This window comes from Nocardia sp. NPDC006982, from assembly GCF_042869435.1.
In the GTDB taxonomy this organism is placed as follows: Bacteria; Actinomycetota; Actinomycetes; order Mycobacteriales; family Mycobacteriaceae; genus Nocardia.
Genome location: NZ_JBIAFV010000002.1, coordinates 549,070 through 574,119 on the forward strand (window position 1 = coordinate 549,070; position 25,050 = coordinate 574,119).

24 protein-coding genes are annotated in these 25,050 nt (G+C 64.3%); 13 read left to right on the top strand and 11 right to left on the bottom strand.

Going from position 1 to position 25,050, the window contains the following annotated elements:
* Positions 1 to 173: 173 nt before the first annotated feature.
* Both ACFYOW_RS11455 and ACFYOW_RS11460 read right to left on the bottom strand, forming a co-directional pair.
* Positions 174 to 1,790 (bottom strand): TerD family protein, encoded by a 1,617-nt coding sequence (locus ACFYOW_RS11455; RefSeq protein WP_387286848.1) that lies wholly within the window; start codon positions 1,788 to 1,790, stop codon positions 174 to 176.
* Between the two features lie 28 nt (positions 1,791 to 1,818).
* On the bottom strand, positions 1,819 to 3,198 hold the full coding sequence (locus ACFYOW_RS11460; RefSeq protein WP_387286849.1) for a TerD family protein: 1,380 nt from the start codon (positions 3,196 to 3,198) through the stop codon (positions 1,819 to 1,821).
* Positions 3,199 to 3,380: 182 nt separating this feature from the next.
* On the opposite strand from ACFYOW_RS11460, the gene ACFYOW_RS11465 reads away from it, so the two are divergent.
* From ACFYOW_RS11465 to ACFYOW_RS11480, 4 genes are all read left to right on the top strand, one after another.
* Positions 3,381 to 4,004 (top strand): AIM24 family protein, encoded by a 624-nt coding sequence (locus ACFYOW_RS11465; RefSeq protein WP_040697553.1) that lies wholly within the window; start codon positions 3,381 to 3,383, stop codon positions 4,002 to 4,004.
* An 11-nt stretch (positions 4,005 to 4,015) separates the two neighbouring features.
* The gene (locus tag ACFYOW_RS11470) at positions 4,016 to 4,744 is read left to right on the top strand and encodes an AIM24 family protein (RefSeq protein WP_387286851.1); all 729 of its coding nucleotides are present in this window, start codon (positions 4,016 to 4,018) and stop codon (positions 4,742 to 4,744) included.
* A gap of 3 nt (positions 4,745 to 4,747) precedes the next feature.
* Positions 4,748 to 5,515 (top strand): AIM24 family protein, encoded by a 768-nt coding sequence (locus tag ACFYOW_RS11475; RefSeq protein WP_364473797.1) that lies wholly within the window; start codon positions 4,748 to 4,750, stop codon positions 5,513 to 5,515.
* A gap of 106 nt (positions 5,516 to 5,621) precedes the next feature.
* On the top strand, positions 5,622 to 6,380 hold the full coding sequence (locus ACFYOW_RS11480) for a hypothetical protein (RefSeq protein ID WP_387286853.1): 759 nt from the start codon (positions 5,622 to 5,624) through the stop codon (positions 6,378 to 6,380).
* 19 nt (positions 6,381 to 6,399) lie between these two features.
* On the opposite strand, the gene ACFYOW_RS11485 is transcribed toward ACFYOW_RS11480, so the two are convergent.
* The 7 genes from ACFYOW_RS11485 to ACFYOW_RS11515 form a co-directional block, all read right to left on the bottom strand.
* Positions 6,400 to 7,263: an LLM class F420-dependent oxidoreductase gene (locus tag ACFYOW_RS11485; RefSeq protein ID WP_387286855.1), complete on the bottom strand. Its 864-nt coding sequence runs from the start codon at positions 7,261 to 7,263 to the stop codon at positions 6,400 to 6,402.
* Positions 7,260 to 7,616, bottom strand: a complete 357-nt coding sequence (locus ACFYOW_RS11490; protein WP_387286857.1) for a MerR family transcriptional regulator — start codon at positions 7,614 to 7,616, stop codon at positions 7,260 to 7,262. Before ACFYOW_RS11490 ends, ACFYOW_RS11485 begins: the two co-directional genes overlap by 4 nt.
* A 65-nt stretch (positions 7,617 to 7,681) precedes the next feature.
* Positions 7,682 to 8,467 (bottom strand): HAD family hydrolase, encoded by a 786-nt coding sequence (locus tag ACFYOW_RS11495; protein ID WP_387286859.1) that lies wholly within the window; start codon positions 8,465 to 8,467, stop codon positions 7,682 to 7,684.
* A gap of 56 nt (positions 8,468 to 8,523) precedes the next feature.
* On the bottom strand, positions 8,524 to 9,687 hold the full coding sequence (locus ACFYOW_RS11500) for a cysteine protease StiP family protein (protein ID WP_387286861.1): 1,164 nt from the start codon (positions 9,685 to 9,687) through the stop codon (positions 8,524 to 8,526).
* Positions 9,684 to 11,111, bottom strand: coding sequence for a phosphoribosyltransferase family protein (locus ACFYOW_RS11505; protein ID WP_387286863.1), 1,428 nt, complete (start codon positions 11,109 to 11,111; stop codon positions 9,684 to 9,686). Before ACFYOW_RS11505 ends, ACFYOW_RS11500 begins: the two co-directional genes overlap by 4 nt.
* Positions 11,108 to 12,319, bottom strand: coding sequence for an HpcH/HpaI aldolase/citrate lyase family protein (locus ACFYOW_RS11510; RefSeq protein ID WP_387286865.1), 1,212 nt, complete (start codon positions 12,317 to 12,319; stop codon positions 11,108 to 11,110). Before ACFYOW_RS11510 ends, ACFYOW_RS11505 begins: the two co-directional genes overlap by 4 nt.
* 49 nt (positions 12,320 to 12,368) lie before the next feature.
* The gene (locus ACFYOW_RS11515) at positions 12,369 to 13,586 is read right to left on the bottom strand and encodes a hypothetical protein (RefSeq protein WP_387286867.1); all 1,218 of its coding nucleotides are present in this window, start codon (positions 13,584 to 13,586) and stop codon (positions 12,369 to 12,371) included.
* Positions 13,587 to 13,730: 144 nt separating this feature from the next.
* Here ACFYOW_RS11515 and ACFYOW_RS11520 point away from each other — a divergent pair, with 144 nt between their 5' ends.
* The 3 genes from ACFYOW_RS11520 to ACFYOW_RS11530 all read left to right on the top strand — a co-directional run bounded on the left by ACFYOW_RS11520 (position 13,731) and on the right by ACFYOW_RS11530 (position 16,361).
* Positions 13,731 to 14,306, top strand: coding sequence for a TerD family protein (locus ACFYOW_RS11520; RefSeq protein ID WP_063042648.1), 576 nt, complete (start codon positions 13,731 to 13,733; stop codon positions 14,304 to 14,306).
* Positions 14,307 to 14,551: 245 nt separating this feature from the next.
* Positions 14,552 to 15,661: a DUF475 domain-containing protein gene (locus ACFYOW_RS11525; RefSeq protein WP_387286870.1), complete on the top strand. Its 1,110-nt coding sequence runs from the start codon at positions 14,552 to 14,554 to the stop codon at positions 15,659 to 15,661.
* An 82-nt stretch (positions 15,662 to 15,743) separates the two neighbouring features.
* On the top strand, positions 15,744 to 16,361 hold the full coding sequence (locus ACFYOW_RS11530; RefSeq protein WP_387286871.1) for a Tellurium resistance: 618 nt from the start codon (positions 15,744 to 15,746) through the stop codon (positions 16,359 to 16,361).
* A 1-nt stretch (position 16,362) separates the two neighbouring features.
* Here the strand turns inward: ACFYOW_RS11530 and ACFYOW_RS11535 are convergent, their stop codons facing one another.
* Positions 16,363 to 17,286 carry a DMT family transporter gene (locus ACFYOW_RS11535; RefSeq protein WP_387286873.1) on the bottom strand — a complete coding sequence of 308 codons (924 nt, stop codon included), beginning with the start codon at positions 17,284 to 17,286 and terminating at the stop codon, positions 16,363 to 16,365.
* 90 nt (positions 17,287 to 17,376) lie between these two features.
* Here ACFYOW_RS11535 and ACFYOW_RS11540 point away from each other — a divergent pair, with 90 nt between their 5' ends.
* Positions 17,377 to 17,913, top strand: a complete 537-nt coding sequence (locus ACFYOW_RS11540) for a CGNR zinc finger domain-containing protein (RefSeq protein ID WP_387286875.1) — start codon at positions 17,377 to 17,379, stop codon at positions 17,911 to 17,913.
* Between the two features lie 11 nt (positions 17,914 to 17,924).
* Here the strand turns inward: ACFYOW_RS11540 and ACFYOW_RS11545 are convergent, their stop codons facing one another.
* Entirely contained in the window at positions 17,925 to 19,316 is a 1,392-nt protein-coding gene (locus ACFYOW_RS11545) for a hypothetical protein (RefSeq protein ID WP_387286877.1), read from the bottom strand.
* 193 nt (positions 19,317 to 19,509) lie between these two features.
* Here ACFYOW_RS11545 and rpsF point away from each other — a divergent pair, with 193 nt between their 5' ends.
* The 5 genes from rpsF to ACFYOW_RS11570 all read left to right on the top strand — a co-directional run bounded on the left by rpsF (position 19,510) and on the right by ACFYOW_RS11570 (position 24,993).
* Positions 19,510 to 19,797 (top strand): 30S ribosomal protein S6, encoded by a 288-nt coding sequence (rpsF, locus tag ACFYOW_RS11550; protein WP_040697500.1) that lies wholly within the window; start codon positions 19,510 to 19,512, stop codon positions 19,795 to 19,797.
* An 83-nt stretch (positions 19,798 to 19,880) separates the two neighbouring features.
* Complete coding sequence (locus ACFYOW_RS11555; RefSeq protein ID WP_357473651.1) at positions 19,881 to 20,417, top strand: single-stranded DNA-binding protein; 537 nt, start codon at positions 19,881 to 19,883, stop codon at positions 20,415 to 20,417.
* Positions 20,418 to 20,472: 55 nt separating this feature from the next.
* Complete coding sequence (rpsR, locus tag ACFYOW_RS11560) at positions 20,473 to 20,724, top strand: 30S ribosomal protein S18 (protein WP_040697505.1); 252 nt, start codon at positions 20,473 to 20,475, stop codon at positions 20,722 to 20,724.
* A gap of 16 nt (positions 20,725 to 20,740) precedes the next feature.
* Positions 20,741 to 21,193 (top strand): 50S ribosomal protein L9, encoded by a 453-nt coding sequence (gene rplI / locus ACFYOW_RS11565; protein ID WP_387286879.1) that lies wholly within the window; start codon positions 20,741 to 20,743, stop codon positions 21,191 to 21,193.
* A gap of 704 nt (positions 21,194 to 21,897) precedes the next feature.
* Positions 21,898 to 24,993, top strand: coding sequence for a replicative DNA helicase (locus ACFYOW_RS11570; RefSeq protein ID WP_387286881.1), 3,096 nt, complete (start codon positions 21,898 to 21,900; stop codon positions 24,991 to 24,993).
* Positions 24,994 to 25,050: the final 57 nt, after the last annotated feature.

The window sequence follows — 25,050 nt, forward strand, 5'->3', positions numbered from 1 at the left end:
CGTGTCCAGATAGCTTCTGCCGTATCGCTGCTCGGGCCCGAGATTCCGCCGAACGTAGTCGAATGGTGGTCGTCCACGCCGAATTCGACCGCCACATCGCTACGCTCGGCGAGCTGTCGGAGCCGGATAGCGCGACAATCGGGACGCGGCGCTAGTCGAGTCGCTCGAAAGGGTCAGCTGGTGCGCAGGAAGCGCGCCTGCCTGGCCGGTTCCCGTGGCAGCAGGTCCAGATCCAGCTGCCACGCGCTGCCGGTCCACGGATCGAACAGCGGGGTGCCGTCCACCGTCGGCAGATGACGGCAGGCCTGGGACAGCATCGCCACCGTGCCGTCGCTGGACTCGGATTCGTCGGTGCCGACGATCACCGTGGACAGCCCGATCAGATCGCCGCGCACCAGCAGCGTCGCGATGCGCTGCGCGTCCGCGGTCTGGTACCCGTGCGGGAAGTCCGCGGCGAGCAATACCCGGTGCTCGGTCGGCGGCGTGAAATTCCCACTGGAATAAGCCAATTCGGCCAGGTCGGCGGCCTCGACCAGGGTCTGCAGCCGCGCCGAGATATCGCCGAAATCGGTGATCGGCGGCCCGTTCAGCACCGGGGTCAGCGGACCGACGAGTTGGCTGAACGCACCGGTCAGATCGATCATGTCGACCAGGGTGCGCCGACCGGGATCGGCAGCGAGCAGCCGCGCGAGCACCGCGCCGACGACCGGGGTCGCCGCAGCGGTAGATTCGGTATCGATCCACAGCGGACGCGTCAGCGGCACCGGCACGCAGTACGGAATGCGCAGCGGCCCACGCTCGTTCGCGTAGAGCTCGCCGAGTCGAATGCCGTCGCTCGGCGTCGGCGCACCGTCCCATGCGGGGGAATCCCAGGACGCCAGTGACGGAGGCAGTTGCCGATCGGCGTCGGCGAGTTCGCGCATGAGCGCCTCGCTGTCGCGCAGGTGATTACCCTCCGCAGTGGCGATCAGATCGTCACAGCGACGCTGTGCGGCCTGCCTGGCCTCCTCGGCGGCCGGGGTGTTCCTGGTCGCCGGATCCGAAACCGCCGCGGACAGTTCCTGATCCAGCCGCTGCATGGCGTAATCACGCGCGGAGATGAGCGCGGCGGCCGAGCGCGCGGCATCCTCGAAGATCATCCACAGGCGTTCGAGTCCGTGCGCGACCTCGAGCGGCGCCGGGCCGGTGGCACGGGAGTCGCCGGGACCGGTGATGGTGTCCTGACCGCCGGCCCGGCCCGCACTGCCGACCGGTTCGGCTTCCCGCAGATCGGCCGCGCTGTGTTGCCCGGACTGCGGCGTCGCCGGTTCGTCGACCTCGACGCCGTGCGCGGTGAGCAGCACGGCGAGCCCACCCGCATAGCCCTGACCCACCGCGCGCAACTTCCAGTCGGTTCCGCGCCGATACACCTCGAGGCAGATCAGCGCGGTCTCCCCCGCGGACGGATTGATCGCGAATTCCGCTGTAGCGCTGTCATGCACGGCGAGTTCGGCGGTGACCGCACCGAGCCCGTGCGCCTGCTCGGGCGCGGCCGGATCGGCGCTGACCACCAGCAGCACCGCCTTGGCGTCGGCGCGCACCTCGGCGAGCCGGATGGTGACGCCATCCTCGGACAGCGTCACCCCCGCGGTCTCGGCCTGGTTGTAGAACACGAAATCGCCGGTATCGAAGACCCGCAGGTTCTCCGCCACAACCAGCGCCGAAACATCCAGGGCAGCCCCGGCTTTCGCGCTGAATCGAACGATATCGCCGGTCAGCACCATATTCTGACCGGCCTTCAGCTGAATCACGTTGTCCGCCCCGTTATTTCGTGCAGTATCAATTACCCAGGAACCGGCCCAGCTGTGGCACCGCTTCGCCGGGATGTTTGGCCTGGAAGCCTTCGCCGAGTGCCTGCAACTTCCAATCGCCGCCGACCCGGAACACCTTGGCCATCGCCATCGCGGTGAACGGCATTCCGCCTGCCAAGGTGTACCTGGCCAGCTCGCCGTTGTTGGCGCCGTCGACCAAGCGGCAGAAGGCATTCTGGACTTGTTCGAAGGTGTGGCCCTTATAGGAGGTCACGATGAACACCAGCGTGCTGACGTGCGCCGGGATGCGGGTCAGGTCGACCAGGATTACCTCGTCGTCACCCTCGCCCTCACCGGTGAGGTTGTCGCCCTGGTGCCGGATCGAGCCGTCCTTGGAGGTCAGCTGGCCGTAGTAGGCGACATCCACCACGTTCATATCGGCGAACATCACCACCGACGCGTCGAGGTCGATATCGACGGTCCGGTTGCCGAACATGCCGCGGCTGCGCACCGGATCCCAGCCCAGACCCATCTTCACGAAGGTCAGCGCGGTGCCGCCCTCCTTGCGCAGGGTGACCCGCTGCCCCTTGACCAGGCTGACCGGACGATCCTTGCTCAGGCTGATTTCACTGGGCGGCTGTTGCTGCGCGGCAGGCTGGGCGGGCGGCGGATAGCCCTGACCCGGGCCGGGTGCGGGCGGCGGGTAACCACCGGGTGCGGGCGGGGGCGGGTAGCCCTGTCCGGGCGGCGGGTAACCGGGTGCACCCTGGGGGTAGCCCTGCTGTGTCGGGGGGTACTGCGGCTGCTGCTGCGTCGGAGGCGCGGGCTGTGGCGGCGGGTAGCCCGGTCCGGGCTGGGCGGGCTGGTAGGCCGGTGGCGGCGGAACCTGCGTCGTGGCCGGCGACTCGTCGACGGTGACACCGTGATCGGTGACCAGCGCCGCGAAACCACCGGCGTAGCCCTGGCCGACCGCGCGCACCTTCCACTCGCTCTGGCGCCGGTACAACTCGAGTGCGATCACGATCGACTCGGTGTTCAAACCATCGATGCGGTACTCGTACAACTGATTACCCGCCGAATCCGACACGATCGCGGTCGGCGCTGGAAAGCGGCCGAAATTGCTGGTCGCGTCGTCCAGGGTGATCACCGCGCGGATCTGCGCGATATCCGCAGGCACCGCATTCAGCGATACCGCCAGCGACGCGGGCTGCCCGGCCGGCGCGGGCTGCAGATTCACCCCGGGGCCGTTGGGCTGATTGAAGAAGACGAAGTCCGCGTCGGAACGGACCTTTCCCGACTCGGTGACCAATAGCGCGGACAGATCCGCGGGTGCGGTCAGCTGGACGGAGATCACCACGTCATTGGCGGCCAGCGGGCCATTCTGACCCTTGGCGAGTGTTGCGGACAAGTTCGACCCTTCGCTTGTCGGTGCGTACGGTGCCACTCTACGAGAAACGTGCCGAACACGATCCGAAGTAACCGCCGCCGGGGCCCATACAGGTACTCCAAGATCGGTTAGGGTGGCGAAACGCGGTCGGAATGGCGGGCGATAAACCCGTGTTCCCCTACGAGACAGCAGGCAAACTCCCTATGGCGCAACTGTTCGAGCAGTCGAAAAAGGTGATCGAGGCACACCTCGCCGGATCGAGTATCCGGGCAATTTCCGGCTCGATGGTCGCCTACGAAGGAAATGTGCAGTTCAAGTCGGCCGGTTTCGGCGGCGGTGACGGCGTACTCGCCGGGCTCAAGCGGCGTGCCACCGGCGAGAAACTGTCGCTGATGGAATGCAGCGGCAACGGCCGGGTCTTCTTCGCGGTCAACGGTCAGCACGTGACCGTGGTGAATCTGAATAACGAGACGCTGCAGGTCGAATCGCAGCAGCTGCTGTGCTTCGCCGGAAACCTGCGCACGGACGTGCGTTTCGCCGGTGTGCGCGGTGCATCCTCGGGTGCCGGTCTGTTCACCACCACGGTGACCGGACAGGGGCAGGTCGCACTGCTCTCGGCGGGCGGGCCGCTGATCCACCTGGAGGTTTCACCGCAGTATCCGCTGGTCGTCGATCCGGATGCCTTCGTGGCCTGCCGGGGCAATCTGAATCAGTCGTTCGTGACCGATGTTTCGTGGCGCACCTTTGTCGGCCAGGATGCGGGTGAGGCGTTCTCGCTGCGCTTCGACGGTCAAGGCCTGGTGTTGATCCAGCCTGCGGAACGGTAAGGGAGCCAGCGATGTTCGAGAAGGTCAACGGCAAGGTCGTCAAGGTCGACGTCGGTATGGCGGGCGGCGTGGTCGCGCGCAACGGCGCGATGCTGTTCTACACCGGCGATATTTCCTTTGCGCCACACCAGATTCCGGGAGCCGCGCCCGGTATGGGCGGTGGCGGCATTATGCGGATGGCGGGCCGGATGATGGCCGGTGAGCACGAGCGCACCATGCTGGCCTCCGGTAACGGCGAGGTGCACTACGGATTCGCCGGGCTGGAAGTGCAGGTGGTGCAGATGCAGCCGGGCGCGGTGCTGCGCGTCGAGGCCTCGCGGCTGCTGGCCAATACCGCCGCGCTGCAGAGTTCGATTGTGTCCGTGATGAGTTCGGGCGGCAGTGGTGGTGGCGGGCTGATGGGTGCGTTGCGCGGCGCGGCCAGTGGTGCGCTGACCGGTCAGGGCATGTTCACCACGCAGTTGTCCGGACAGGGCGCGGCGGTGCTGCTGGCACACGGCGGATTCCTGGAATTGCAGGTGGGCGGGCCGCTGGATCCCTCTGGGGGACACCCCCAGACCCCCGGGCAGATCGTGGTGGATCCGCAGGCCTTCGTTGCCGCCTACGGCAATGTGCAGACCGAGTTGAAGACGGCGTTGAGCTGGCGCGATGCGGTCGGTCGCGGTTCCGGCGAGGCGATGCAATTGCATTGCGTCGGACAGGGTGTCGTGTACGTGCAGGCCTCGGAAGAGAAGTTGTGAACCATGACCGATATTTTGAATCCGCTGAATCTCGGTGAGAGCGACAACCTTCCGGGCAACAGCTACGCCTACTGCATCGACCTGAACAAGCCGTGGTTCATGCGCAAGGGCGCGATGATCGCCTACTACGGCGATATGCGCTTCCAGATGCTCACCCACGGATTGCAGGGCGGACTGCTGCACATGGTCTCCCAGCAGTTCTCCGCACCGCTGTTCACCGGCGACTATGTGATCGCCGAGGGCCATGGCAAGCTGATCATCGGCGACCGCGGCTACGACATCAATTCCTATGACCTCGAGGACAACGGCAACCTCACCATCCGCGCCGCCAACCTGCTCGCCTTCGAGCCGGGGCTGTCGCTGAATCAGTCCATCGTCCCCGGATTTCTCACCCTCATCGGCACCGGGAAGTTCCTGGCCTCCTCCAATGGTCCGGTCATGTTCGCCGAACCGCCGCTGCGCGTCGATCCGGAAGCCCTTGTCGGCTGGGCGGATTGCCCGTCACCCAGCCACCACTACGACCAGCGCTGGGTCTCCAATTTCCTCGCCGCCGGTGCGGCGCGCTTCGGAGTGAACTCCGGTGAGGAGCGCCAGTTCGACTTCACCGGCGCCGGAACGGTTCTCATTCAATCCAGTGAGAAGATCCTCAGCGATTCCGCGCTGGTCCGCACCATCGAGGGGCAATTGCAGAGCGGTATGACCGTCGGCGGCCTGCAGCGGCTGCACGGCGTGATCACCCAGCAATTGGGCGCTCAGCAACAGAATTACTGAACCGGATGACCTGAGGATCATCCCGGGGTCCTACCTTCGGCGGACTCGGCGCGCCCGGCCCGGCGAATAGCTTTCCCAACAGCAGGCATCGTGTTGGGAGGCACTCATGAGTATCGGACTCGCGATCGCGATCGTCGCGGTCATCGCGCTGGTGGTGAAGCGGTTCTACGGCGAACCGATGAATGCCCGCGACACCTTCGGACCCCCGGTCATCCTGTTGGCGATCGGCATATACAGCGTCACCAAGGTCGCCGACCTCAACGGCATCGATATCACCTGGTTGATCATCGGCGGCGCCGTCGGCCTCGCCTTCGGCGCGCTCCGCGGCACCACGATCGGCGTCTTCACCCGCGACGGCCACCTGTGGCAGCGCTACACCATGCGCACCGTCATCGTGTGGGCCGGTTCGATGGCGGCGGGCTTCGCCATCAGCGCCCTCGGCACCACCATGGGGATGCACCACGACGCCCGCCCCACCACTCTGTCCATCGGCGTCAGCATGGTCGGCGAAATGCTCACGCTCGGTCTGCGCGCCCTCTCCACCGGAGTCCCCTTCGCGCCGGACAAGACCCCCTCCGGCTCGCTACTCGACCGCTTCACATCCCAAGCGACACAGCCACAATCCGCACCGAAACTCCCCTTGCCCACCAACCCTCCCTACCCCCGTCCAAACCGCGCGCGGCCCGAGACCGAGCCCTATCCCCCTGCATCGGATCATCGGTACCCCGACCAGGCCGTCGCACCCGATCAGCACGAACGGGCCTACTCCGATCCCACCACCATGTCCTACCGATCACCCCGCCTCGACCACTCGCCCACGCTCCGCGACGCCCTCGACTGGCTGAACCGCGGCCGCAACCGCTGACACCGTGCTGGTGCTGCCGTCAGGACTGCGGCACCAGTCCGAAACGCGCTGCGAAGGCCGACATTTCCTCGAACTGCACGGCCTGGTCGGTGGCGGTGGCGCCGACGACGATCCGGGTCACGCCTTGTGCGGCGAATCCGTCGACCCGATCCTGCGGCATATCGATCGATCCCCAGCGGGTGTATTCCAGCGCGGCCGGATCTCGGCCCGCCGCAACAGCGGTGGAACTCACCAGATCCCACTGCTCCGCACGTTCGGCGGGCATCAGCATTCCACCCGGGAAGTACCCATCGCCACGTCGTCCCACCCGCCGCGCCGCGGCCCTGCTCGATCCGCCGATATGGATCGGCAACTGGTCTCCACCATGGGGTTTCGGGTATACGCACAGCTTGTCGAACGAGAAGAATTCGCCGTGGTAGTCGACACCATCCGCGTCGCCGGCCCACAGCAGGCGCAGCACATCGATCGCCTCATCGGCCCGACGGCCACGCGATGCGAAATCCACCCCCACCGCGGCGGCCTCACCCGGCAACGTGCCGAGTCCCACTGTCAGCAGCCGCATTCGGCCCTTGGACAGCAGGTCGATGGTCGCGAGTCGCTTGGCGAGCACCACCGGATGCCGATACGGCAGCAGCAGCACGCCGGTGCCCAACAGAATCCGCTCCGTGGCCGCGGCGACGAAGCTCAGACAATCGAGCGGATCGGGAAACGGCAGTGTCGGTGGCATTTCGTATTCGCCGACCACCGCACCCGGGTAGAGCGCAATATGATCCGGCAGATAGATCGACTCGAAACCGCACGCCTCGGCATGTTGCGCGAACGCCATCAGCCGGTCCGGATCGGTACCGTAATACGGTGTGCTGTAATTGATTCCGAATTTCATCGCGACACCGCCGCCGTGTCGAGCTGGTCGCGCAGTTGCGCTCGCACCGCATGCAACCGATCGATGGCCGCCTCGACTTCGTCGAGTTTGCGCCGCAATGTCGCCACCGAATCCGGGCAGACATCCCCTGAGGTATTTCCCGCCCGGATACACGCGACGAACGGGCGAATATCATCGAGATCGAAGCCGACGTCGAGCAGCCGCCGGATCTTGTGGACGACATGCAGTTCCGACTCGTCGTAGACGCGGTACCCGTTGGTCGAGCGCCGCGCCCGCACCAAGCCGTGCTCCTCGTAATAGCGCAGCGTCCTGGTACTCGTCCCGACGCGCTCGGCCAGCTCACCGATCAGCATTCGACCTCCTTCACGACCCGTCGGGGCAACGCTAAACCTTGTCGCCGGTGTCAAGGCAAGGTCGGTTACGTGGCGTCCGGAGCGGCCTTGATGAACCAGTTGATGATCTCCTCGCCCGCGAGAATTCCGGAGGCGCGGGTGATGGTCAGGTTGGGGTGGGTCCAGTTGAGTTGTTCGAGTTCGCCGTGGCGCGGACGGATGGCGGAGTCCGCGGTTCGCAGCATTTCGGCGTCGAGAGCGCCGTCACCTGCGGCAAGGGTCATCGCCGCAGCGGTGAGTTCACCGTTTTCGACCAAGCGACGGCGGACTTCGCGCACCGCATGACTCTTACAAACGGCCAGGGGCATCGTGTAGATCTTGCGACCCTGCTGGGAGACGGACCAGCCGCGCGGGCGGCACCAGGCATCCCATTCGGCGAGGAAGCCGTCGGGTACGTCCTTGGGCTTGACCACCAGGTAGGTGAACAGATGATCGGCGACCCGGAACTTGGTGACCCAGGAATCGTCGATCCTCGCACGCAGTTCGGTGTTCACCTCCGACAGCGTCGCGCCGCCGGCCCGCACCTGCGCGTCGATATCGATGCGCCAGCGCATATCCGGCACGCCGTCGACCAGGATGTTCCCGCCATTGCTGGTAATCGCGTATCGCCAAGGAGCGCCGGGTAATTGGATACGTTCGAACTGCTTGATGGTCCGCGTGGTGGTGGGAATGACGGCGGCGGGTTCGGTCAGTGTCTGCATTCGCAGGGCGGCGGTTGTCGTCATGAACGACAGTGGCGCGCCCTCGAGGTGTTCCACGCAAACCGTCGGCACGTCGGTCGCGGCGTGGAAAGCGTTGCGCGAGTAAATCATCGTTCGGTCGAGATCGGTAGCGATCAGAGCCTGTCTTCGTCGTTTTCTCAGATGCATTACTGCTGTACGTCCTTGATCAATCCCATGCACGAATAGGCCAGGTCGGGTATGACCTCGACCGGAACGCCGCGGGCCGCGGCGAGCAGACGGATATGCGCGTGTTCCGGTGCGTCCGCCGCACGCACCAGCACCCGCCACGGCAGCCGCCGCAGCAATACCCGGGTCGTCTCACCGACGCCCGGTTTCACGAAATTCACACTGGCGACGCCGTATTCCTCGCGCACCTTGTCGACCGAGGCCCAGCCGGTCCAGGTCGGTGTCCGGTCGTCGGCGCGCACGGCGGCCAGTTCGGCGGGCACGCGATCCCGGACCGCGTCGAAGGCGGTGGTCACAGTGTCGAGCAGGCGACCGGAGACATCGTCGGCTGCCAGCTCGCGATAGAACTTCGCGCCGTGGAAGTCGCCGGGTCCGATCAGGGTGTCATTGAGCACGGTGCGCGAAATCAGCCCGGATACTGTCGAATTCAGGCAGGCGGAGGCGATCAGGAAGTCGTCTCGGGTGCCGTAGGTGCGCACGCAATGTCCCGGATCGGCGAGCACGGCGAGTTCGTCATTGAATCTGGCACCGCCCGCGGCGTGATAGGAGTCCAGCGCTTCGGTGAGTTCGCGAGTGATGGCACCCTTGCCGGTCCAGCCGTCCACGAACACGACCGAGGCCGGATCATGGTTGCGAGCAAGGTAATCCAGGGCGACAGCGTCGATACCGCGATCGCGCACGATCGATACCGCGTAGTGCGGCACGTCGAGACTTCGAGAACGCAACCAGCGCCGCATGAGAATCCCGATGGGCGTACCCGCGCGCGCCAGCGAGACCAGCACGATATCGGTACCGCGTTCGGCGACAACGAGTTCGGATACCGTCGCCACGGCGAGCGCGAGGCGCTCGGCGCTCTCGGCCAATACCTCGTCGAACAGTGAGCGGTATGCGGCATCGGGCTGATATTCGATCGGCAGCGATTCCGCGTAATGCGCGGCACCGGACTGGATTCGGCGTTCCCGCTCGGCCACATCGGCCTCTAGGTCGACCTCGGACAGATCCTTCAGCAGCCACGAGACCTCCTCGGCCGCATACGATCCGAAGGCCGGCCCATGCAGCGGAACCGGAAGTTCCAAGGCCGATTGCGGAGGGATATTCGATTCCGGCACAGCGTTCGACCTCATAACACCCTCGGTTCGGCATTGGTGCGTTCCGCATGCAAAAGCCGCGGATCCGCACCCGGCAGCACTGCCAGCACGACATCGTCGCCGGATGCGGTCAGCACATCGATCAGACCGGCTTCGGTCAGCAGTTCATCGGTATCGGCAGGTGTGTCGATGACAACGACCAGAACCGGATCGACTTCGAGTGACCGCACCGAGGTGGCAGTCCCGGTCAGCGCCGAATCATCCACTTCAGCCGCACGCGCACGATCGCCCGGTGCCGCGCCGTCGTCGCGCGTCACGAGTTCGGACAACGCATCCTCGATCCAGTGCGCGTTGTACAGATAACGCGGTTGCATCTCACCAGCTTCGGGCGCAACGAACCGAAACCCACGCCGCAACGGATATCCCGGCTCATCCAGCACATATGCAGGCGAGCGAGTCGTCGTCTGGAACCGCGTCGGAATCCCGGCATCGGCCAGCTCGGCCGCCAACCGCAACGGCAGATACATCAACTCTTCATGCCCGAGCACAATCGCGGGCCGACCAGCGAAATCATCAGCAAGTCGAACCCGCAACGCCTCGGCGGCCCGCACCAACGCCGCCTCGAACGCATCGGTATCCGATCGCAGAATCCCGTGCCGACCGCCTTCGGGAACCGAAGCAGGCCACGGCAACTCGACTCGATCGAACGAACCGCGTCGCGCCGCAGTCGGATTCAAGATCGGGTCAGGCATGGACGACACCGTCTCGACCAGATCCTCGGGCAGCAAGGTGCGCCCCGACGCCAGACACACCGTGTCGATCCGCGCACCCAACTCCGCGGCCGCCGCCTCGAACCGCGCCCGATCGCCCTCCGTCCGCATATCCACCAGCGACGCCAGCACATAATGCGAACGCGGCGAAAACGCGTGCAATGCCCGAACCGCGTCGATCGCCGTATCACCGGTGGAGATCTCGTCGTCGACGAGCACCAGCGGCAGATCGTTGACGAAGATATCCGCGGGTGCGGGCTGCAGCAGATGCGAGGTGGCGTGCGAATGCCCCTCCTCGAAGCCGGTCAAGGTGGTCGCGTCGGGCACCTCGCGACGGGTCGAATGCAGATAGCATCCGGCCCCGATCCGCGCCGCTACACAATGCCCCAAACCCGTTGCGGTCTCGGCGAATCCGAGTACCACGGCCTCGCGATCGCCCAGTGCGTCACGCACCAGATCGCCCAGACGATTGCCCGCGCCGAGAACCACCCGCGGATCGGTCGGCAGATGCTTTCCGAGCACGGTCGAAACCAGTAGGTGCGCACGAAGGGGATTACGCCGCAACCCCGGCTGAATCAATGTGGCGATGGGCAATTCGGCGGGCAGCACATCAACCGATTCGCCGCCATGCGAACGCTCGTGCCGCAACTCGATACCCAAATTCGTTGTCGCCCAAGGATCAACGCTCACTCGGTCACCAAAGCCGTCAATAGATCCACGAACGAGACACCCTTATTCGCGACACCGAAAACACGAGCCCGCAGCAGCGTCTGGCGCGCCCAACTGCGATGCGGCCGCATCTCGTTCATCTTGTTCCGATATCCGGATGCGGCCACCCCGCCGACATCGACCTGCAGAATGTCGAGCGCATCCGAATACTCCTCATGCGTCACCACCGACAGCGCATGCACGGCCGCGACATGCGACGGATGGATCACCGTCTTGCCCTGGATCCCATTGGCCCGGTCGAGTGTGATCTCGCGCAGTAGCCCGTCCAGATCGCGACTGACCAGATAACGCCGGAACGGCACCGCATCGGATTCCTCGAACGGCGCGGTCCGCAGCAGCGGCCGGAACATCCGCTCGTGGTCGGCGAAGTATTCCCAGACCGGTCCGGTGATCACGAAACCTGTACCGTCCGAACGCCCCAGGTAGTTCACGATATCGGCGATGACATCCGCGACCACCCGCACGTCGTAGATGGTCAGATCCCGGTCCCGCCGAATGCCGAAGGTCGAGCACATATCCGTCGCACCGATGCGCACCGCGAGTATCCGCTCCCGGTGCTCGGCCAACAGCGCCGCAATCTGGGTCAGCTCGTGATCCCGGCTCTCGCGATGCACCAGCGCAGGCGATTCGAGCACCGGCATGCCGTATACGGGCCTGCCCAACCGCTCGGCGGCCGCCTCGAGCGCGGCGAGATATTTCGGACCGCTCGCCCTGTCGAATTTCGGAAAGACGAAGCCGGTCAGTGCCACCGCCCCGGTGCCGAGTTGCTCGACGATTTCGGTCACGGTATCCGCATCCCGAACGCGGACGAACAGCAGCGGATTCGGATCCTCGCTGTCGGCGAGCAGATTCAGCGTCGCGACGGTCTGCCGTTTGGCGAATTCCACCTCGTGATCGGCGACGGCGTCCTCGAGATCGATGACCATCGAACACACACCGCGCGCGGCCCGCTTACTGATCGTCAGGGCAAGGTCGGCCCGGGTCGCCGGCGCATACAGCGTGGCGCCGAGCGCGAACGCCAGAATTTCCCGGTCGGCATCCTCGCCGAACGGTTCCGGTTGTCTATGGAACAGGTGCCGCGCCTCCGGGCCGTGCAGCTGGCGAAAATGGCGCAGCGGCAATTGCTTTCGCAGGGAAACCCGTTGCTGGACGACGATGCCCGCGGTCATCGCTTCGCTGTCCTCATCCCTGATGGCGGTGGCCGCATAAATCCTGGCCTCATTCTCGTCGTGGTCCTGCTTGCTTTCTCATTCGATCCACTACCCCGGCTACGAACTCCGCGGCTTTATCCAATTCGGCCACATAGGCCCAGTAGTCGGGGTGCCGCCCCGACAGGCTTTCGGTGATTCGATCTATCCGGTCCGCCTGTGCATCGAGCACAGATCCCCATTCGCCGACGAGTCCGCGGCTCACTGCGAGCATTTGCGCGTCCCGCAGCCGAAATCGTACGGCTTTGGCCTTCTCTTGCGGATTCTCACGGACCTCGCGCAGCAATGTCAGCCGTTTGGTGACGGCGTCGATCAAGTGTTCGGCCTCGGTGAGGTGCCCCCGTGCGGATGTGGTCAGATCAAGTGCGGACTCCGGATTGTTTTCGGCCGCCGCCGCACGTGCCCGCACCAGGGCGGCATCCGCGGCATCGATGGCCTTTTTGCTTTCCGGCCCATTGTTAGCCAGATCCGCCGAACTCGCAGCATTGAACTCGCGGAGCAACTCCGAGTAGGCCGGTGCCACCCGTTCGCCGCGGGTGCGGACAGCGGCCGATCTGGTGGCCACCGAGGTAATGGCATTGGCTGCGGCCGCGGCCCGAGATGGCGCTTGCGCCAACGCTTCTGCCAGCGCTTTCGTCGCCGATTCCAGGCGGTTGGCGGCCTCCCGGACATTGGCCGCGGGTGCCTCGGAACCGAGCGCCTCGAGTGTGAGCAGCGACTCATCCACCGCCGCCGCGTACTGGCGCACCGAAGGGTAGCCGGCATATTCGGATTCGGCGGCCTGCCTGCGCACACCGGCCGCCGCGATCTTCACTTGCTGCGCGAATTGCGGCACCGTACCGAGCACCGCGACGGCATGTTCGAGCTGGGACTGATTACCGAGATAGAACTCGTCGACGGCACGGGCCGCGTCGGTCAGCTGCCGCACCAGGGTGTCCACCCGCGGTTGTCCCTGTGGCATCGGCGTGTCGTCGCGCTCGGCGTTATCCAGTTCCTCGGTGAACGTCAGATATGCGCCTGCGGCGTCGTAGCACCTGCTGCGCACGGGTTCCCATTTCGCGCTCATCCGTCGCTCGGGAAACACCTGTTCGCAGGCGTGCACTGCCGCCTCGGCCGCGCTCTGGCGCCGATCCATATCCAGGAACGCGGCCGCCAGTGTCGACCGGGCCTGTGCAATCCATTCATTGTTCCCGGACGACCGGAACCATCCACGCCTACGGCCTGCCACGCCCCGATGTTAGGCGGTGGACTAGTTCGCCGGGGATACACCAGTTCCTACGCAAGATTGCCGAAACCTACTACTGTCGTAAGGCGTACCCGGCGATTCGGACAATGCTGGGAATCACAGACGTCTATTGAAAGGGAACCCCGCATGGGTGTCAGTCTGTCCAAGGGCGGCAATGTCTCGTTGACGAAGGCAGCGCCGAACCTTACCGCTGTCTCCGTCGGGCTCGGGTGGGATATTCGTACGACCACCGGCACCGACTTCGATCTGGATGCCAGTGCGATCGCGACCGGTGGGGACAAGAAGGTCGTGTCCGACAAGCACTTCATCTTCTTCAACAACCTCAAGTCGCCGGAGGGCTCCATCGAGCACCTCGGTGACAACCTGACCGGTGAGGGCGAAGGCGATGACGAGGTGATCAAGGTCGACCTGGCCAACACCCCGCCGACCATCGAGAGCATCTTCTTCCCTGTCTCGATCTACGACGCGGACACCCGCCAGCAGTCCTTCGGCCAGGTGCGCAACGCCTACATCCGCGTTGTCGACCAGGCCAACGGCACCGAACTGGCCCGCTACGACCTGTCCGAGGACGCCTCGACCGAGACGGCCATGGTCTTCGGCGAGCTGTACCGCAACGGTGCCGAGTGGAAGTTCCGCGCCATCGGCCAGGGCTACGCCTCGGGTCTGGCGGGTATCGCCCGTGACTACGGTGTGAACGTCTAAGACGTACTGGTCTTCCCGTAGCGACTGCTTGCAGGTCGCTCGAAAGGATCCAGCAGGGGGCTCGGCGACGGGCCCCCTGCTCGCATGTCACGGAACGATTCGCCTCGCCGCTCCGTTGGACAATCGACGGTTCCGCGACCACGCTGGAACCATCATCGCGACCGCGGGTTGGTACGGCCCTCGGATTACATCGGCAAAGGCGCGCTCGGACAGACATTCGACCGCCGCACGGAAAGGGTCTCCGCGTGGTCCTGCGCATATTCGGCATGTCCATCGTTGTCACGGTGATATCACTCGTCGCGGCATTCCTGTACGGCGGGCCGACAGCACTGGCGCTGGCCGCCATCCTCGGTGTGCTCGAGGTCTCGCTGTCGTTCGACAATGCGGTCATCAACGCCACTGTGCTCGAGCGGATGAACGAGTTCTGGCAGCGGATCTTCCTCACCGTCGGCGTGATCATCGCCGTCTTCGGCATGCGGTTGGTCTTCCCGTTGGCGATCGTCTGGATCACCGCGGGCCTGAACCCGGTCAAGGCGTTCGACTTGGCGCTCAACCCGCCCGCCGATGACGCGCTGGTCTTCGCGGACGGCAGCCCTAGCTACGAGAAGCTGCTCACCGACGCGCATCCGCAGATCGCCGCGTTCGGCGGCATGTTCCTGCTGCTGCTGTTCCTGAACTTCATCTTCGAGGAACGCGAAATCACCTGGCTGTCCTGGCTGGAGAAGCCGCTGGCCCAGCTCGGCAAGCTGGACATGCTCTCGGTGGTCGTCGCGAGTATCGGTCTGGTGCTCACCGCGGAATTCATCGCGGGCGACGAAGAGCGCGCCACCGTCCTGGTCGCGGGTCTGCTCGGCATGATCACCTACATCGTGGTCGACGGCCTCGGTTCGCTGTTCCACACCGAGGAGTTCGAGGAATCCGCGGACGGCGGTCCGTCCCAGCTGGTCAAGGCCGCGGGTAAGGCGGCGTTCTTCCTGTTCCTGTACCTCGAGGTACTCGACGCGTCGTTCTCCTTCGACGGTGTCATCGGCGCCTTCGCCATTACCTCCGACCCGATCATCATCGCGCTCGGCCTCGGTCTGATCGGCGCCATGTTCGTTCGTTCGATCACCGTGTATCTGGTGCGCAAGGGCACGCTGTCGGAGTACGTGTACCTGGAGCACGGCGCGCACTGGGCGATCGGCGCGCTGGCGGTCATCCTGTTCGTCTCGATCGGCGTGCACATCAACGAGATCGTCACCGGTCTCGTCGGCGTGGCGTTCATCGGCGCGGCGTTCATTACCAGCATCATTCGGAATCGGCGCGAGGATACCGACGAAGTGGAGAGCGCGCGCGAGGTCACCCCGGTAGCCTGAATTCCGGCGGGTAGCCGAAGAACTCGAGCGGCAGCGGCGTCCTAGCCGCTGCCGCTTCTCTTTTCCGAGGGGGGAGATTGCGATGTCGAACGAAACTCCGGGCGTGAACCTGTCCAAAGTGACCTTGTCGAAGGCCACGCCGAGCATCACCCTGACCAAACCCGGTGATCAGCAGGGCACGATGCGGGTCAATCTGAACTGGTCCAGTGGTCCGAAGGGGTTTTTCCGCCGCGCCAAGGCCATCGACCTGGACCTGGGCTGCCTGTACGAATTGTCGAGCGGCGCAAAGGGTGTGGTGCAGGCCGTCGGCAATAATTTCGGCGCACTGGAATCCGAGCCGTTCATCCGACTCGACAGCGACGACCGCAGCGGCGCATTGGCGGGCGGCGAGAATATGCACATCAATCTCGCTCGGCCCGAGGTGTTCCGGCGCATTTTGATCTTCGCCTTCATCTACGAGGGCGTGCCGAACTGGGCCGCGGCCGACGGTGTGGTGACGCTGTTCCCCACCTCCGGTCCGCAGATCGAAGTCCGGCTGGACTCCCCCGTGGACGGTGCGCGATCCTGTGCGATCGCCCTGCTGCAGAATCAGGGCTCGGGCATCACTGTGCACCGAGAAGTGAACTACATCAACGGTGCTCAGAGTGCGATCGACGAGGCGTACAACTGGGGCATGAACTGGCACGCCGCCAAGAAGTAATTCAGCGGACGGGCACCGGCTGCCGCTGATCGGCCGCGGGCGTCGGGCGGCGTGCGGCGAACACCATGCCGATCAGTCCGACGCCGAGTCCGGCGGCGGCGAGGGGCCGCAGCGGCTGATCGATGAACAGCCAGGCCAGCACGGCGGTGACCGCGGGAGTCGCGAAGAACAGACGCCCGACTCGCGTTGCCTCCCAACGCTTCAGCATCGCATTCAGCAGCAGGAATGCGACCATCGAATTGACCAGCACCATCCAGGTGAGCGATTCCGCGAATCGCGTCGCATCCCAGATGTGCAATTGACCGGTGCCCCAAGCCAATACGCCCGCTATCGGCGCGCTCGCCGCCATGTGGATGGCGGTGGTGGCGCGCGAATCGACCTGCGGTACAAAGCGTTTCTGGTAGATCGTGCCGACGCTGAGGCCGAGCAAGCCGATCACGCACAGCAGCAGGCCGACCACTGACATGCTCGATTGGTCGAGTACGGCCAAGCCGACGCCGACACCACCGATGCCGAAGCCGAACCACTGTCGCGCCGTAACGGTTTCGCCGATGAATCCGGCCAGCAAAGCGATGACGACCGGATTGAGTCCCTGCACCAAGGCGATGATGGCGGCCGAAACATGCAGGCTCATCGCCGTGTAGAACGCGCCGAACTGCACGATCTGCATCAGCAGACCCGCGATGACGACATGTTTGAGCTGGCCTGCGCTCGGCCAACTCGCGCGAATCACGGTGGCGTACACCGCGAGCAGGACCGCGGCGATGGCGAAGCGCGCGAACAGCACCATCATCGGCGGTGCCGCACCGACACCGATGACCCCGGCGATGAAGGCGCTGCTCCACAGCACGACGAACAGTGGTTGCATGCCTGCCGCTAGGGAGGGCTTGTCGGTCGCTCGGAACAGCGGGTCCAGCGTCTTCACGCGCACTCCTCGATCGATGAATAACCACCTAAGTCAGTTACTAAGGTCGCACCTCTGCACATAACCTGTCAAGGCGGTTACTATGAGGGAGTGTTCGCCTTCGTCAGCGGTAACCTCGCCCTGGACTTCGCCAGCACGGTCAAGGCCCGTGCCACGACGTTCGACGATTTACTCACCACCCCGGCGGATCTGGACGAATGGCTGCTCGCCGCCGACCTCCTCGACACCTCCCCACACTGCGATGCGGCGACACTCGACCGAGCCGTGCGTCTGCGCGAGGCGGGCTACCGACTAGCCCTGGCCGCGACCCGTGACGAGCCGTTCGCGGATGCGGACCGCAAGATCGTCAACGAACTCGCGGGCGGCGAACTCCCCGGACTAACTTTGCAAGCCGATGCGACGATCAGCCGCCACGGCGACTCGGACGCCGCACTCGCCGCGATCGCCCGGTCCGCGATCGAAATGCTCGGCGGGCCGGAGCGAGGGTTGATCAAAGAATGCGGCCGCGTCGAATGCACGCGGCTGTACCTCGATACCTCACGCGGTAAGTCACGCCGCTGGTGCGATATGACCATCTGCGGCAACCGCGCCAAAAGCGCCGCGTTCCGCGCGAGACACGCCGACTGACCCGGTTCGTGCTAGCCCACCGGGACCAGGCTGCCGGGTTCGAATCGGGGTATCCGCGGCGGTTCGGGTCGGAATCCGCGCGGTATCGCACGCACGAACAGGAAGAAGAACACCACTAGCAGCGCGGCACGTCCCCAGACGCCGAATTGCACGACGTTCTCCATCGAATCCACCGAATTTCCGGTTCCGATCGAATAGAAATACCGGAATACGCCGATTCCGATCGCGGCGTCGGCGATCAGATACGCGCCGATCGCCGCCCACGGCACCTCGAGCAGCACCATGAACGGCACCAACCACAGCGTGTACTGCGGCGAATGCACCTTGTGGAACAGCAGGAATCCGCACAGCATCGCGCCGCTGACCCCGATCCACGGGAAGGTGCCGGTCATCGTGAATCGCTTCCAGCCCAACCACATCGCCAGCGCGAAGGAGGTCAGTACCAGAGTCGGCGAGGCAATCGATACCGCATGCTGAAATGCGCTCTCGCCGTCGGCATCCTGACCGAAAAGCTGTCGAAGTCCCCAGTACCAAATGGAATTCGTGGTGATATCGGCTTGGCGCAATTGCTGGAAGGTGATCGATGCGCGCCAGCCGTCGTAACCGGCAAGTGCGAACGGCAGATTCACCACGACCACCGTGCCGACGGCCGCGGCGGCGGTCTGCAGCGCACCGCGCACATCGAATCGAGTCGGCGTCGGATCATCCATATCGCGCTGACCGCCGGTGAGCACATAAGCCAGCAACGGCAGCACGAAGATGCCCGGATACAGCTTGAGACAGAACCCGATACCGAGCAGCGCAGCGGCTAGAATTCCCCTGGTCCGAAGCGAATATCGGGTCAGCGCGGTCACCACGTACACCGCGGCGACCGCCGTGCAGACCACGGGCAGCTCCCAGTTGTGGAAGGCGTAGAGCACCAGCGGCGGGCCTGCCGCCCACAGCAGCGCCGCCCGCCCGGCCAGCCGGACCAGCAGCCAGGCGGTCAACAAGGCGAACGGCGCCAACAGCAATGCCGAATGCAGCAGGAATTCCGCGTCATTATCGGCGCCGACCGCACCGAGCCACATCAGCACGCCGCTGAGCACCGGATATTCGACCGCGCCACCGGTCAGCGTGCCGTCAGCGGTGATGCCGCCATCGACGTAGGGAAAGACGTGCTGATCGATATCGCGACCGAGCCACAGGAATTGGATATCGGAATAACAGACGTCCGAATCCTTGATCACATCGAAGACCGCACTGCGACCGTTCTCGGCGAACGGCGCACCCGCGCACCGCGCCTTGTTCGCATATGCCAGCGCCAACGTGAGCCCGCACAGCAACACCACCACCGCGGCCAAGGCCGCGCTGCGCGTCACACCCCCGACGATCCTGTCGCGGGTGGCGAGTCCGGTCGGCATGGGCACCACCCTAGGCCGCGCCGTGCGACGACGCCCGTGCTTCCCCCCACCAATGACCATATGGGCACTGCCTCAGGCATCGATTTCGCTGCTCAACGGGCGTTCATGTAGCCTTGTCGGGTTGCTGACGCAACGACCCTCCTGCCACGGACCGTCCGTGGCCGTTTCCTAGTCCACAGGAGGTGATTGGTCCGTGCGTCATTACGAAGTGATGGTCATCCTCGATCCGAGCCTGGACGAGCGCACTGTTGGTCCGTCGCTGGACAACATGCTGAGCGTCGTCAAGACCGATGGCGGCAAGGTCGACAAGGTCGACATCTGGGGCCGCCGCCGGCTCGCCTACGAGATCGCCAAGCAGGCCGAAGGCATCTACGCCGTGGTCGATCTGACCGCCGAGCCCGCCACGGTGAGCGAGCTCGACCGCCAGCTGGGTCTCAACGAGTCGGTGCTGCGCACCAAGGTTCTGCGCCACGGCAAGTGACTCTCGATTGCGTCGGTGCCTGTCTCTAGGCTCTAGCGCAAAGCGAGTGCACTGCGGACTGCATACCGAGCAGGAGGAACCACATGGCAGGCGACACGGTCATCACCGTCATCGGAAACTTGACGGCCGATCCCGAACTTCGATTCACGCCCGCGGGCGCGGCGGTGGCGAATTTCACCGTCGCATCGACGCCCCGCGTGTTCGACCGTAATTCGAACGAATGGAAAGACGGCGAAGCGCTTTTCCTGCGCTGCAACATCTGGCGTGAAGCTGCGGAGAATGTCGCCGAAAGCCTGACCCGAGGCGCCCGTGTGATCGTGAGCGGACGACTGAAGCAGCGCTCCTACGAAACCCGCGAGGGTGAGAAGCGCACGGTCGTCGAGCTCGAGGTCGACGAGGTCGGTCCCTCGCTGCGCTACGCCACCGCGAAGGTCGCCAAGGCCAGTCGCGGCGGCGGGGGCGGCGGCGGCTTTGGTTCCGGCGGCGGCGGTGGCAACTTCGCTCCGGCCGGTGGTGGTGGCGGCAGCCGTTCCGGCGGCGCCGACGACGACCCGTGGGGCAGCGCACCCGCGGCGGGCTCCTTCGGGGGCAGCCGCGTAGACGACGAACCGCCGTTCTGAGAACGGCTCACATCGGCCTGAATGACATTGGGCCATCATTGATTACGGAGTAACCATGCCTAAAGCGCCCGCGCGCGAAAAGGTGCTGAAGAAGAAGGCTTGCACCTTCTGCAAGGAAGCCAAGTCCGGCACCGTCAATATCGATTACAAGGACACCGCCCTGCTGCGGAAGTACGTCAGTGATCGCGGCAAGATCCGCGCTCGCCGGGTCACCGGCAACTGCGTGCAGCACCAGCGCGACGTCGCCGTTGCCGTGAAGAACTCGCGTGAGGTGGCCCTGCTGCCCTACGTGTCGACGGCTCGCTGAGAAGGGAGGCATCGCAATGAAGTTGATTCTTACTGCTGATGTGGACAACCTCGGTGCCCCCGGTGACACCGTGGAGGTCAAGGACGGCTACGGCCGCAACTACCTGCTGCCGCGCGGCCTGGCGATCGTGGCCACCCGTGGCGCGCAGAAGCAGGTCGAGGGCATCCGTCGGGCGCAGGACGCGCGCAAGGTGCGCGACCTGGACCACGCCAACGAGCTGAAGCAGGCCATCGAGGGCTTGGCGGCGGTTTCGCTGTCGGTCAAGACCGCTGGCACCGGCAAGCTGTTCGGTTCGGTCACCCAGTCCGACGTCGCCGCCGCCATCAAGACGGCCGGCGGCCCGGTCGTCGACAAGCGCAGCATCGAGCTGCCGAAGTCGCACATCAAGTCGGTCGGCAAGCACAACGTCGTGGTGCACCTGCACCCCGATGTCGTCGCGAAGTTCGACCTGCAGGTCGCGGCTAACTGAGTTCATTCGAAGGCCACTCTTGTGTTCCGGCACAAGGGTGGCTTTCGACTGTGCGGCATCGATCCCATATTGGTCGGGCCTGGGTGAGTTATGCCTTTCGCTGAAATAGCCAATTGTTTGCGAAAGGGCGAAACGGTGATCTGGACCATTCTCGACACCCCGCTGCTATCGGCTCTACCACCGGTTATTCAGCTTGTGGATCGCCAAGAAAACCAACCGGACGCAATGTGATCTAGGCCATAGTCGCGGAACACGCTGTTTACCTACAACACGCCCGGCTGTTCAACTAGACCGACACGCCGCACTTGATTCATCCACACGTGGATAGATCAAGAAATCGATATCTATCAGCGTGTTTGAACGGCGTGACCTGGGTTTTCCCCAAGTTGTACACAGGGGGTGCACAACGCCAGGTAAACAGTCCCCAACTTATCCACAGGTATGTGCACATTGCGGTTTGGCGACTGCCCTCCGGGTCGCCTAGGTTCGTCGCAGCATCATGCACGCACCACCCGGAACGGCATGATTCGGCAACTGCCGCGGCGGTTTGCTGGAACCGCAGGTGAGACCCTCTGATGAGGCCACTCGACCGCGGTGCGCTGCCGAATGTGTCGTAGCCCGGGAGTACAACCAATGATCAATAGGGTCGGCGGGTAGGCGTTTTCGAGCGGCCTGCAAGTGGCGAGAGAGGACGGTCGAGTCTGGTGACCACCACCGATGACCGCGGGCATACGGACTATCCGCCCGAACCGCCCGGTGAGGACTTCGGCAGGCAGCCCCCGCACGATATGGCGGCCGAGCAGTCCGTGCTCGGCGGCATGCTGCTGAGCAAGGACGCGATCGCCGACGTCGTCGAGGTGCTGCGCCCTGGCGATTTCTACCGCCCCGCCCACCAAGCGGTCTACGACACCATTCTCGATCTCTACGGCCGCGGCGAACCCGCCGACCCGGTCACGGTGTCCGCGGGTCTGGACCGCCGCGGCGAACTCAAGCGCATCGGCGGCCCGCCCTATCTGGTCACTCTCACCCAGACCGTCCCCACCGCCGCCAATGCGGGCTACTACGCCGAAATCGTTGCCGAGAAGGCGATTCTGCGCCGCCTCGTCGAGGCAGGCACCCGCATCGTCCAATACGGCTACGCGGGCGCCGACGGCCAGGACATCGCCGAGGTCGTCGACCGCGCCCAGGCCGAGGTCTACGAGGTCACCGAGCGCCGCACCACCGAAGACTTCCTCCCCCTCGAGGAACTCCTGCAGCCGACGATGGACGAAATCGACTCCATCGCCTCCCGCGGCGGCATCTCCCTCGGCGTCCCCACCGGCTTCACCGAACTCGACGAACTCACCAACGGCCTGCACCCCGGCCAAATGATCATCGTCGCCGCCCGCCCCGGCGTCGGCAAGGCCCTCGCCCTGGACACCCCACTGCCCACCCCAACCGGCTGGACCACCATGGGCGAAGTCCGAGTCGGCGATGAACTCCTTGACACCACGGGCCGCCCAACCCGCGTCGTGGCGGCCACCGAGGTGCTGGCCGAAAGGCCGTGCTACGAGGTCGAATTCTCCGACGGCACGGTGATCGTCGCCGATGAGCAACATCAGTGGCTCACCATTGCCGGGTCAGCTGGTGCTCGCGTCGCCGCCGTACGAACAACCGGGGAAATCGTCCACAGCGTGCATCTCACGGACGACAGCCCGAACCATCTCGTGCCGACCACCGCTCTTTCGAACGCCCGGCACATTGTGGATGTTCGAAAGATCGACACCGTCCCCGTCCGATGTGTCGAGGTGGACAATGCCGACCACCTGTACCTCGCCGGCCCGACGATGGTGCCGACTCACAATTCGACCCTGGGCATGGACTTCATGCGCAGTTGCTCGATCAAGCACGGCCTGGCCAGCGTGATCTTCTCGCTCGAAATGAGCCGTACCGAAATCGTCATGCGTCTGCTGTCGGCCGAGGCGAAGATCAAGCTGGGCGATATGCGTTCCGGACGCATGAGTGACGACGATTGGACGAAACTGGCTCGGCGGATGAGCGAGATCAGTGAAGCGCCACTGTTCGTCGATGACTCGCCCAATCTCACCATGATGGAGATTCGCGCCAAGGCACGGCGGCTGAAGCAACGCCACGACCTGAAACTCGTTGTGGTGGACTACCTCCAGCTGATGACCTCGGGTAAAAAGGTCGAATCCCGACAGCAGGAGGTCTCGGATTTCTCGCGAAACCTGAAGCTTCTCGCCAAGGAACTCGAGGTCCCGGTAATCGCGATCAGTCAGCTGAACCGTGGTCCCGAACAGCGAACCGATAAGCGCCCCATGGTCTCCGACCTGCGCGAATCCGGTTGCATGCCTGCATCGACTCGAATTCTGCGCGCCGACACCGGCGGTGAGACGACTCTCGGTGAGTTGCTTGCCAGCGGTGAGCAACCGCTCGTCTGGTCGCTGGACGAGCGGATGCGGATGGTGGCGCGCCCGATGGTGAAGGTGTTCCCGAGCGGTCGAAAAGAAGTATTCCGTTTGCGACTCGCCTCCGGGCGTGAAGTCGAGGCGACCGGCAACCACCCGTTCCTGACCGTCGACGGCTGGATCGCGCTGGAGAAGTTGGCCACTGGCGATCGCATCGCGACTCCGCGTTTGGTACCGGAACCGGTGCATACGACCCGGATGGCGAACGCCGAGATAATTCTGTTGGCGCACATGATCGGCGACGGCTCATGCGTGAAACGACAGCCGATCCGCTATGCCAGCATCGATGAGGAGAATCTCACCGCGGTCACTGAAGCGGCAACTCACTTCGGCGTCACCGCAGTTCGTGACGAGTATGCCGCGGCCCGTGTCACAACATTGCGACTGCGTGCTCCGGGCCGGCTGACCCACGGCAAGCGCAATCCCATCGCCGCATGGTTGGACGAGCTCGGTCTGTTCGGCTTGCGCAGCTACGAGAAGTTCATCCCCCAGCAAGTATTCGCCCTCCCCAACGACCAGATCGCGCTATTTTTGCGCCACCTCTGGGCGACCGACGGGTCGGTCCGTTGGGATAGCAAAGTCAACGTCGGCCGGGTTTACTACGCATCTACGAGCCGCCGTTTGGTAGATGATGTCGCACAATTGCTCCTGCGGCTCGGCGTACATTCGCGAATTACTCGCGTGCCAAAAGCTGGGTACCGCGATTGTTGGCACTTGTACATAGATCGAGTAGAGAATCAGATCCCGTTTCTCCGTGATGTCGGCGTGCACGGCAACCGAGGTGAGAGTGCACGTACGGTGCTCAGTCATCTCGCTTCAATCGCTCCACGTCCAGGTTCCGACACTGTTCCGAAGGAGGTGTGGTTTAAGGTTCGAGATCTCTTGGCTGCCAAGCAAATTACCCACCAGGACTTTGGACAGGCGATCGGCTCCCGATTCTGCGAATCGAAGTGGAAGCACGCACCGGGGCGGGCGAAGCTCGCCAGGATTGCGACGGTTCTCGAGGACGCCGAGATGGATATGCTCGCAACTAACGACGTGTTCTGGGACAAAATCGTTGAAATCACTAGCTTGGGCGAACAAGATGTCTATGATGGCACCGTCGTTGAAACGCATAATTTTGTGGCAAATGGAATAAATCTCCATAATAGTTTGGAACAAGATGCCGATATGGTGATTCTTTTACATAGGCCGGATGCGTTCGAACGCGATGACCCGCGCGGCGGTGAGGCGGACTTGATTGTCGGTAAACACCGTAATGGCCCGACAGCGACTATTACTGTCGCACACCAGTTGCATCTGTCTCGGTTTGTCGACATGGCCCGTGGCTGAAACCATGTCTGTCTCGTACTCGGTCGTCCGGTAGCCGACTGAGGTGCGTACGACGAC